Here is an 11,535-nt window from a genome sequence, read left to right as displayed (position 1 = left end):
GGATGGGTTTGGCCGGACGACCGTTGACGGCACAGTATAGCGGGGAGAAAGCTTCTTCAAAACGGCGCCAGTCTATCTTATTGGCAAGCAGGTATAAGGGATGCCTGGGATTCAGCTGGTCTGTCAAAGAGCTGAACAAGGAGGGCTGAGGGGTGGTCTTGTTTATCATAATAATCTGCAAGTTTTCAACCATAAAGATACAAAAACTTGCAGATATATCAAAGCAATTTATATATTAATATGTTGATTATTAGGCGTAAAAGCACATTCTAAGGGGCGACTATTTAATAGATTAAATTCACGGCAGAATTATAGAATTCGTTTCAATCTCCTGCATATCTTTCTGATCCAGCAGTTGCTACAAATAGCGTTGTCCAGCATAGAATTCTTCTCGAAGGAGCGCAGTCTTTCGTATTGTTCCTCCACCATTTTCCATAAACCGTCCAGTCGCGAACTTTGTCCTCTAATTGCCATTAATTCCTGATCCCGCATATTCAAGAGTGAAGCATACAATCTGCTGGTTTTGTTTTTTTCCATGCAAAGTTGCTCTAACTCATCGATATATTCAGACGTAATTCCCAGCTTAGTCCGTTTTATGAATTGCTGAATACTATCATCATCTATGGAAACTGTATCGTTCTCATAAGACACTGTGATTTTTTTCATTTCCACCCAAAGCCAGATATACTCTTTTTCGAGTCGGTATTTCTCGGCTGCCGCTTCTATGCTAATCCATTGTGACATAGTGTTTGTTTTTAATTTGTTATACAACAAGGAATAAATAGTGCTCTGTTGATGTTGATTCAACAAACATTCGCGCTTTTTGTATTCCGGGCGGACAGGAGATTGGGGTTGGGGATTTATAAGGATCATGAAACCAACCGGGTACAATAAAAGCGTGAATGCTGTTGAATCATTATCCACCTCTGAGGCCTAGCAAAACCTTTCCAAAAGATAATGATAACAACAGACATCCACGCTAATCGTTTATATATAACACATCTTTCATCGATATGTTGACATACGACCATTCACGTGGAATATCTGTTGAATCACCCCTCTTTGGAAAAGAAACTTGCTAGATTTCAGAGGAGGGGGATAATGCAATAATATTCCTATTTCAAAATAAATAACGCTTCTTACCTGTTTCACCACACTGGTGAACAGAAAGCGTATGACAAAGATATGCTTTTTTTTCGAAACAAAGTGGAAATACGGAAATAAATACAGGAAGTTTTGTATTGAAAGAGAGGAAGTTCAATATTAGCAAAGAGCGTATAAAAAATATAAACTCGCTACGAAGCGAATGTCGCCCCCGTTAAATGAATGCTGCGCATCTGGTATCTTTCACTAAAGAAGCAGGTATTGTCCTGCTAAAGTAACAGTATTGTTCAGCTAAGGCAGCAGTATTGTTCAGCTAAAGTGCCGGTATCTTCACCTTCCCACGGCCGTGGTGACTTCTTTCCACAGCCGTGACGAATTCCTACCACGGCCGTGGGAAGATCTCGTCACGGCCGTGGCGAACTACCAATACCGGTAAGTTAACGTAAGAATAACGGTGTCTTTATGCAACAATACACAGTGGCGAGCATATCTTTACTTACTTGTTAATGTCTCAAGTCCGCCTTCTTGAATAGAGTATAACAAGAAAACACATTCTTTATCGCGATAAAGCGCAAATAGTTTGTTTTACAAGTACCTTATCCGTACCTTTGAAACCAATAACAAACACTTACTCTCATTAAATATCAAGAGAAGAAAAATGAAGATTACACAAATCAGGGAAAACGGAGATACGGAGGCACTAAGCGTGACAGACATCGACTTGCTGATAGAAAAAATGAAAAAAGAAACCAAGCTCCGCCCGGTAACCGGATTACGTCAGGCCCTGCATTTTGTTCTACCCGACGAGCCTTGTTCCCTCGCCAACAAACTACCACGAGTGATTCCCGCAGCAGCCTTCGGGCGAGTGAACGGAGTGAAACGAATGAAAACCTACAATGGCATTGTAGAACTGACCATCGGCCCGCTAGCCGGAAAGACAGAAGTGGAAATCGTGAAGCAAAAGGCAGCCGAACTTCCCCAAACAATGCTGGCTTTTATGGGTGCAAGTGGTAAAAGTGTCAAGATATGGACTTGCTTCACCCGTCCGGATGGTACTTTACCGCAAACAACGGAAGAAGCCGAAGTGTTTCAGGCACATGCTTACCGGCTTGCCATTAAATGTTATCAGCCTCAACTTCCCTTCAACATTCTATTAAAAGAGCCGAAACTGGAACAATTCTCACGTCTTAGTTATGATCCGGACTTGATTTACCGTCCGACCCCTGTCCCCTTCTATCTTTCACAACCCATCGGTATGCCCGGCGAGATGACTTATCATGAGAAATCGAGCACTGAAGCATCTCCACTGAATCGAGCACTGCCAGGGTATGACACGGAAGATACTGTAGCATTGCTTTATGAAGCAGCATTGCGGAAGACATTTGAAGAAATGGAAACAGACTGGCATCGGAACGATCATGATTTGCAAACGTTAGTAGTCCCGCTTGCCGAAAATTGTTACTACTCCGGCATCCCGGAAGAGGAGGTAACCCGACGGACCATCATGCGTTATTACAAAAGAAAAAATCCGATGCTGATACGCGAAATGATAAGAAACGTATATAAGGAATGTAAGGGAGTGCCCAAAGGCAGCTGCCTGACTAAAGAGCAACGCCTTAGCCTGCAGATGGACGAATTTATGAACCGTCGTTATGAGTTCCGTTATAATACGCAGATCGGGGAAGTGGAATACCGGGAGCGTTTCTCGTTTCAGTTTTATTTTCATCCTATTGACAAACGGGCACAAAACAGTATCATGCTTGATGCCCAATCCGAAGGTATTGGCGTATGGGACAGGGACATAGACCGATACTTACATTCCAACCGTGTGCCGATCTACAATCCGTTGGAAGAATTCCTGTTTCATCTGCCTCATTGGGACGGCAAAGACCGTATTCATGCTTTGGCAAATAGGGTTCCTTGCAAAAATCCGCATTGGGAATTGCTTTTCCACCGTTGGTTCCTGAATATGGTTTCACATTGGAGAGGAGTAGATAAAATGCACGCGAACAATACGTCGCCCATATTAGTGGGCCGACAGGGAACTCATAAATCAACTTTCTGTCGTGAAATGATTCCGCCTGCGCTTCGCGCTTACTATACAGACAGCATTGATTTCAGCCATAAACGGGATGCAGAACTGTATCTGAATCGGTTTGCGCTCATCAATATCGATGAGTTTGACCAGATAACTCTGCCACAACAGGGATTTCTGAAACATATTCTTCAAAAGCCTGTGGTCAATCTACGGAAACCGCACGGTCGCTCGGTACTTGAATTGCAACGGTATGCTTCATTTATCGGCACAAGCAATCAGAAGGATTTGTTGACTGATCCTTCGGGAAGCCGCCGTTTCATTTGTATTGAAGTGACGGGAAACATCGACACTACACAGCCGATAGATTATGAACAGCTTTATGCACAAGCCATGCACGAGATTCATCATGGCGAACGCTACTGGTTTGACAGTGAGGATGAGCAGATTATGACGGAAAACAACCGTGAGTTTGAGCAGACACCGGCTATGTTGCAATTGTTTTACCAGTATTTCAAGACTGCGCAAACGAAAGAGGAAGGGGAATTTCTTACTCCGGTCGAAATATTGAATTATCTGAAGAAGAAAAGCGGTATGTCATTGTCTGATAACAAAGTATACCACTTCGGGAGATTGCTGCAAAAATGCGGTATTCCTTCGAAGCATACTTATAAAGGTACTGTTTATCAGGTAATAAAGCTATCATAAGAGATAAAAGTAAGGCTGACAATAAAAGTCGGGATATTTTATTGTCAGCCTATTATCAATGGTTATTGTCAGGTGATAGAACGTTGATATTCATCTACTTGCACATAATCCTGACAGTATGACAATAAAACAGGTACCAATCATTATGAGATCTAAATTTGAGAGTTTTGTTTCATAGATGAATAGAGGTAATCTTATTTAATATCATCCGATTACCTTCTTTTTGAACTATCTGGTTTTTCCGGATAGTTGTATCCTTATCTACTCCTCCTTGCGAAGTATCTCCTATTTTATCTCCACTTTCGTCTGTAATCTTATGTCATTGGAAGCAGCACCAATCATTATCTGAAAAGTTCCCGGCTCCACAATCTTCTTTAAATTCCGATCGACAAGCGAGAAATCCTCTTCGGATAAAATAAACTTCACTTCCCGTTCTTCACCACGCTTCAAATAGAAACGTGCGAAATGTTTCAATTGCTTCAACGGTTGCACTACTGAAGCGTATTCATCTCTCAAATAAAGTTGAGCTACTTCTTCACCGTCGTACTTTCCTGTGTTCCGGACTTTGAATGAAATTTCGAAAGAACGTGGCATCAAGGCTGACAGGTGCAAATCCGAGTAATCAAAAGAGGTATAACTCAAACCATATCCGAAAGGATAAAGCGGAGAAGCAGACATTTCTACATAATCATGGCTTTGAGGAGCTTTCTTATTATAATAGAGTGGAATCTGTCCGACGGAACGGGGCACAGAAAATGGCAATCGTCCTGCCGGATTAAAATCACCAAATAAAACATCGGCAATAGCAATCCCTCCTTCTTGTCCCGGGTAGTAAGCGGTTAATACTGCATCTGCATTTTCTGATGCCCAGTTTTTATCCAAGGGACGGCCTTCAATATAAACGACTATCAATGGCTTTCCTGTAGCTTTCAAGGCTTTGAGCAGTTCCTGTTGCTTTCCTAATAAAGAGAGTGTTGCGCGGTCGAACCCTTCGCCACATTCCATATCGCTGATCGTCTTTTCGTCGGCAATGGCCGCACCCGTTTCTTTATAACTGGTCTTGAAATCACGGGCACTGGAACCTCCCACCACGGCAATAATGACTTCGGAACGCTGAGCGGCTGCAACGGCCTGTTCAATATCAGTTGTCACAGTATCACGAATGGAGCAGCCTTTCACGTATTCCACTTGCGACGAAGAAAGTTTGGCCCTGATTCCATCCAAGACAGTCTTTATATTTTCTTCTTCCTGCGGAGCGGTATAATCCCCCAACATATTATAGCGATTATCTGCATTAGGTCCGATTAATGCAACTTTCCTATTTTTGTTCAACGGAAGCAAAGAGTGCTCATTCTTCAACAACGTGATTGAAGCTTGTGCTACCCGGCGTGCCAAAGTTACAGATTCTTCACTGCGCACTTCTTTCTTTGCTTTTTCAGGATCTACATAAGGATTTTCAAACAGCCCCATCTCAAATTTTAATCGTAGAACACGGGCGACAGAAGCGTCAAGTGCTGTTTTACTGATACGACCTGTGTTTACAGCATTCATCAGATTCATATATGCATCGCCTCCCAAGTCTACATCTACTCCGGCTGACAATGCAAGAATAGCTGCTTCTTCCATAGTGGGCGCAACAAAATGGCTTTGATGAATACCTTCTATGCTGTATAAATCAGAAACGACGATTCCTCTGAATTTCCATTCATTCCGAAGAAGTTCGGTCAACAGAGAGTGATTGGCTGTGCAGGGAACACCGTCCATCGAATTATAAGAAGTCATTACTGATAATGCTCCGGCATCGATAGCTTGCCTAAACGGGGGCAGGAAGTTCTCGTGCAGCTCACGTATACCGGCAAAAGAGGGGTTTCCGTTCTGTCCGCTTTCCGAGATACCGTAAGCAAGAAAGTGTTTGAGAGTAGCTAATGTACTGTATGGATGTGACAAATCACCGCCTCCTAATCCTTCCACCATCGCTTTTCCTATTTCACCCGTCAATACCGGATCTTCACCAAAGGTTTCTTCTACACGAGACCAACGCGGGTCACGAGCCAAATCGAGCACAGGTCCATAGCTGATATGTCCACCCTGCAAACGTATCTCTTTGCCGATTGCTTTTCCTACTTCACGGATAAGTTGGGGCGACCAGGTAGCAGCCATTCCGATTCCGGTTGGAAAAACGGTTGCACCAATTGCCATGTGACCGTGCGGTGCTTCTTCGGCAAGGAATAAGGGAATTCCCAAACGGGTATTCTCTATTACATACCTTTGCAAGGCATTTCCGGCCTTTGTAGCCAAAGCGGGATTCAATCCGGTTGACAATGTTTTCTTTGTCCACGGGTCGGCACGATAGGTTGCCCAAAGCATACCGGCCTTTCTGTCTTTTATGAGTTGCTTGAATTTATCAGAAGGAAAAACATCGTTTCTTTTGATTTCATACATCTCCCACCCTAAAGGACAAAGGAGCTGGCCGACTTTTTCTTCTAACGTCATACGGGATAGTAAGTCGGCTACTCTTGTTTCTACCGGCAAAGTCGGATTTTTATAGGTTACTGCCGGAAGTTGCTGTGCAAAGGAATAAGCAACTCCTGTCATCATAGCCGTAAACAGTAGTGATTTACAGATTCTATTTAGCATAACTATTTTTTATAAACGAATAAGATATTAAAAAGAGAAGTCTGCCATCTCCCCGTAATGCTTTGCGCAAAACCGATTCGACAGCAGACCTCATCGTACTAAAGAACAACCTCTATTTTACCTCTTTTAGAACGGACATTTCTGATTGTCTACATAGGTAATGGTTCCACCGGGCACAGCATTGTGACCATGACCTGTCATATCAAGCACCGAACCATCATCCTGCGTTTCACCGTCGAAACGCCAGTAGGCTATGAGCCCTTCACTGGTTGGGTCTACATAACAAACACCATCTTCAATCTGTGCGGATGTACGCGCTACGTTCCACACACGACATTCGCTAATGTAACCATCAAAGAAACGAGCATTACCGGCTGAACGACCGATGGAGAAAGTGTCTTCCCATGTATGACCGTCATAAGCCATACTCAAGTTAATGGTTCCGCCATTCTTAGTTTCCACAAAGTGAATCTGCTCACCATCCAAATAAAGACGTAAATACTGACCGTCATATACGGCAGCAAAGTGCAACCAATGACCGGTAGGAAACTCTTTCTCTACCCACGATTCATAATGGTCTTTCTTATCGGGATGTGAAGCCGAACCGATAGAGCCTTTCACGAACTGCAATTTATTCACAGGATTACCGGCACCGTCACCAAAACGGAAGAGGAAGTTTTCTTCGCATCCGCACAATGAGCTGATACCATTAGCATTTCTTTCAGAACCGACAGGGAAGGATACTGGAAGTACCTTCATTTCTAATGTCATCTGTCCGAGTGCTTTCACCGGACTTTTTTCCTGATCACCGAACGAAGGAATATTAAAATATCCCCGACGTGCCAGATAAGCAGCCTTGATATTGATAACCTTAGTCAACATAACATAAGCGGTACGGGAAGTTTCCATCACTTTCAGATCGCTATTTGACACAGAGGTAATAGATACAGGAAGGCAGTAGGATACCCCCTCCTGTAATTTTTCGGAATCAGCAGTTACCTTGATTTGCGTAGACTGGTTCTGCCCTGCTGGAATCACCACTTCACCACCTTCAAAACTATAACTACCTTCGGGAGGCATTTGGCAGTTACGACCGGTAGAGGCATTAAAAGACTCAAGTAGCTGAGGAGCCACCTGCACACCAACTTTCACATCAGTGTCCGTCTTATCGGTTGAAGTCACGGTCAAACCTAATGTAGACTGCCCCTCAACGAGAAATTTCACATTTGAAGAAGTCAACGTGCCAGTCATATAGACAGCATCGCTGTAATCAGGTTCAGTCTTGCAACCTGACACACAAAGCAACAAAGCTAATAAAGATAAGAGCGTATATTTCTTCATAACTTCAATTATTATTTAGCATAAACATTAAATACACCACATTCCAAAGAAGCACCATACCAACCACCGGCATTCGGAACAGTTATCCGAATATATCGGGCAGTCAACGGAGCATAGAAAACACAATCTTCGGCATTACGTTCAATTTCTCCTTGTGTTTTCCAATCCGTACCATTATCACTTGTGCTGACAGTCATACCGGCACTGAACGCACCGACCTCTTTTTCAGTCCAAGTTTCATAATCATATCCGGAACTTGTCATTTTGATACTATCAAAAGAATATGCTTTCCCCATATCAATATCCAGCAAAAGCTCACCCGACCGATTAGAGATAGAACAATAAGTTTCATAATTTCCATCAAAAATGGCTTCAATCGGTTCATACCAAGACTGAACAGTTCCATTGGTGGTAGCGGTCCATCCTGTTTGGTCTGCCACTAATGTACCAGTACCTGTATATTGGGTAGCTTCATGATTCATATTATCCTCAGTCACAGTAATAGTCAAGAAAGAAGGCGCCAGCATATTAGTGCTCAACTGCGAATTACCACCTTCTGCCGAAACTAGACGCAAAGGAACAATATATCCTTTTTCACTCTTAAGAGTAGAGAGAACATTCACGTCATCAGTCAATTTTAGATGTACAGCATCTGCCACTACCATTTCTCCTGCAGGAATAGTCATTTCTTTATTCTCCAGTACAATAGCCTCAACAGGCAAGGCTTCAAACTCGGTGTCATGTTCTTCATTATAAGCATCAATCAAGGAGTTATCAACCGCTACCGTTACTCTAATGTCACCACTCGCTTTCTTTGAGCATTTTGCTTCCCATGTGAAATCTACATTACTGACTGTACTGATGGGAGTCTGTACTATCTTATACTCCTTGGAATTATCCAAAACGTACACTCTATTATACGGATCTCCATAAACATCGTAAGTCTCATCATCGCCACAGGCAGTAAAAACAAGCACACAGATGGCGAACATACTTATATAAAACAGATTCTTTCTATTTTTCATAGTCATCTTTCATTAAAAAGTTAATTAATGGACAGCCGGATTCTGTATTTGGATACATTGACGGAACCGATAGTAAGGCTCAGGATTGTATTCGTGTACATTATAGTCACGATGGATAAAGAATGCTCCAAAACCTCCTTTGCGTTTGCCATTCGCCGGTTTATAACGTGCCTGATTGTACATGGACTGCATATCACCCTGCCAGCCGTCACCCATATTACAGCAGTATACCACCTTTTCATCAGGCCATCCACCAGCGCCAGTTCCACCACTATACGCCTGAAGGAAACAATAATTACTATATGGAACAAGACTTGTCATACTAGTAGATGTCTGGTCAATATTCAACATTTTGTCACAAATGCCTTCTTGCGAAGCTATTTCTTTACCATAACGCTCTTCAATGAGTTGTAGACGCTCTTCTTTAGTGATATCCGGATTCGGTCCCATATATTTAGCCATATGCTTGTAGAAGTACTCAAAATTTGAACCACTCAAAAAGTCACCTTCCGGTTCATAGTCGGCATCGAAGCCGTCAAGATCATTCAGGAACACCTGGTCAAGGAAATATTCAGCATACATTTCAAAGGAACGATTAAGTGCAACGGTTCGTTCATCACCCTCCGGCATTGCCTTTGCTTCATTGTAAGCCTTCTTAAAATCGTGTTCGTCAGTTTCCGCATCAATACGTGTAATTGCCACACAGAGCATTTTGGTACCTTTCACTTTCTGCACAAAACGAATTTCGTCCCATATCTCAGTATTTTCCTTTGCAGGAATACCACCCCACATAGAACAAATATCGAGACTGTCGGGCAATCCCATAAATCGAACAGCCGCTGAGTTTTGAGCTCCATACTGCGCAAACCATCCAAAAGCAATTTCATGGTCGCTTGCTTTGTAATCGCGCAGGTTTTGGTAGTACTGGTCGTCGTAAGTCAACGGTCGCTGAATGGTCAACGATTCAATGTCCGTGTTACACGCAGCCATCAAGCTGCCTGTGGCTAGCGCGACCAATAAGTATTTCATTGTTTTCATATTCTAATTACTTAGTTAGATTGTTCTACATTATATATCTGATTACCTTTTTACATCCCACCAAAGACGTGTACCGGCAATGTCCGTACCCTTCAATAGGGAGACAGCAGCTTGCGTATTCTCGCCATTGTCTGAATACTCTGTTGTCGGAAACTTCAGACGACTAATAAGTTCTCCTTCAGGCACTTCACCACCGGAACGATTCGAACTGATAGTAACAATTCCCGGATAACCTGTACGACGCATCTCACTCCATGCCTCCTGCCCGTCAGGAAAAAGAGCAATCCATTTCTGAACCATAATACGCTCCAGTTTCTTGCTTTCAGTAGCATTATCGTTCCACTTCACAGTCAAGTTTGAAACCATACTACTTACATCAGTACTACGTTCGGTTGTCGGATCTACAAAAGACGTAGCCGGTACATTAGTATCATCCGCGAGGTAAGTATCTGCCCCCGTAGCACCTTTGGAAGAGAAAGAAATTCTCACACCTTCTTCATAATACTCCTGCACGGTCTTATCCCCCAAGTTCAAACGCAATTTAGCTTCTGCCAGTAAAAAATAAGTTTCAGCGGCGCCCATCCACTCTATATTATCGTTTTGTTCCACATTCATACTGGAAGCAGCCTCCGACAATGTTCCTTGATTACGGCTAGTTTGTCCATTCCGGACTCCATGATATGCTCCATCTTTCACCGCAGCCTTAAAGTAACATGCCAAACGCGGATCTTGCAAACCTTTCAAATAACAATCCATAGTAGCACTCATGCGAAAATCATTAAAACTTTCAAATGCTTCCCACCACTCATTGATGAAAGTGAACGATGCAGACTGTTTTAAAACCGCATTATCATCAACAGACGTCATCAGTCCTATACTGTGACCAATCGCAGCCTCTATTTCTGTCCGAGCTTTTGTCTCATCCACATAAGAAATACGCATTGCCAAACGGAGACGGAGTGTATTGGCAAACTTTATCCACTTCTCTACTCTACCATTATAAATATAGTCATAACGTTCCATATACGGTTCGGACGTTCGGCTGTTATAACCAGTAAGCACATCAATGGCATCTGCCAATTCTTCAAAGAAGCGATAATACACATCCTTCTGGCTGTCATAAGCCACATGAATACCTGTACCAAACTTAGAATAAGGAATGGGACCATACTTATCCGTAATACGACTCATACCAAACACCTTGACAATAGTAGCCAAAGCACGTGCAGGTGAAACCTCATCGGTATTCTCTACGATACTTTGCCACGGCTGCATCACTTCGGTATAAGCGTTATTGAACGGTGAATTATACCATTGGCGATAAAGTTTATAACAGTCGTTATCTTCTGTTCCGGCATAATCCCACGTCTTGACAGGAGCAAAGTAGCTGGCAAATATGTCACCGGTCAGCATCTGAGTTTCCTCAAACAAACCGCCTTTATCCTTACCTACCACAAAAATGCCCCTCTCCATCTGTGTAAAGTAAGCTCCCGTTTTAAGGTTATCGCGTTCCATCTGCTCCGGAGTTACCTCATTCGGATTAATATTCCAACTTTCAAAATGGCTGGTGCAGGCTGTAAGCAGCAAGCCTCCGGCAAGCAACGTACCATTAACAACTTTTATATATTTTGATATCTGTTTCATCTT

7 protein-coding genes are annotated in these 11,535 nt (G+C 42.8%); 1 reads left to right on the top strand and 6 read right to left on the bottom strand.

The features are described 5' to 3' along the window. Positions 1–309 precede the first annotated feature (309 nt). Complete coding sequence (locus BSAG_RS0222565; protein ID WP_004316740.1) at positions 310–744, bottom strand: hypothetical protein; 435 nt, start codon at positions 742–744, stop codon at positions 310–312. Positions 745–1,762: 1,018 nt separating this feature from the next. On the opposite strand from BSAG_RS0222565, the gene BSAG_RS19785 reads away from it, so the two are divergent. After that, positions 1,763–3,847, top strand: coding sequence for a BT4734/BF3469 family protein (locus tag BSAG_RS19785; RefSeq protein WP_008016805.1), 2,085 nt, complete (start codon positions 1,763–1,765; stop codon positions 3,845–3,847). 285 nt (positions 3,848–4,132) lie between these two features. Here the strand turns inward: BSAG_RS19785 and BSAG_RS19790 are convergent, their stop codons facing one another. The 5 genes from BSAG_RS19790 to BSAG_RS19810 all read right to left on the bottom strand — a co-directional run bounded on the left by BSAG_RS19790 (position 4,133) and on the right by BSAG_RS19810 (position 11,532). Then, positions 4,133–6,484 carry a glycoside hydrolase family 3 N-terminal domain-containing protein gene (locus BSAG_RS19790; protein WP_004316746.1) on the bottom strand — a complete coding sequence of 784 codons (2,352 nt, stop codon included), beginning with the start codon at positions 6,482–6,484 and terminating at the stop codon, positions 4,133–4,135. A gap of 126 nt (positions 6,485–6,610) precedes the next feature. Further along, a complete protein-coding gene (locus BSAG_RS19795; RefSeq protein WP_004316748.1) occupies positions 6,611–7,825 on the bottom strand; it encodes a DUF1735 and LamG domain-containing protein in 1,215 nt (404 codons plus the stop codon). Between the two features lie 11 nt (positions 7,826–7,836). Continuing rightward, positions 7,837–8,850 carry a BT_3987 domain-containing protein gene (locus BSAG_RS19800; protein WP_004310484.1) on the bottom strand — a complete coding sequence of 338 codons (1,014 nt, stop codon included), beginning with the start codon at positions 8,848–8,850 and terminating at the stop codon, positions 7,837–7,839. Between the two features lie 24 nt (positions 8,851–8,874). Continuing rightward, a complete protein-coding gene (locus tag BSAG_RS19805) occupies positions 8,875–9,888 on the bottom strand; it encodes a glycoside hydrolase family 18 (RefSeq protein WP_004310485.1) in 1,014 nt (337 codons plus the stop codon). Positions 9,889–9,930: 42 nt separating this feature from the next. After that, positions 9,931–11,532: a SusD/RagB family nutrient-binding outer membrane lipoprotein gene (locus BSAG_RS19810; RefSeq protein ID WP_004310486.1), complete on the bottom strand. Its 1,602-nt coding sequence runs from the start codon at positions 11,530–11,532 to the stop codon at positions 9,931–9,933. Positions 11,533–11,535 lie beyond the last annotated feature (3 nt).

This window comes from Bacteroides sp. D1 (assembly GCF_000157095.2).
Lineage (GTDB): Bacteria > Bacteroidota > Bacteroidia > Bacteroidales > Bacteroidaceae > Bacteroides > Bacteroides xylanisolvens.
This window is presented reverse-complemented; position numbering and strand designations above follow the sequence as displayed.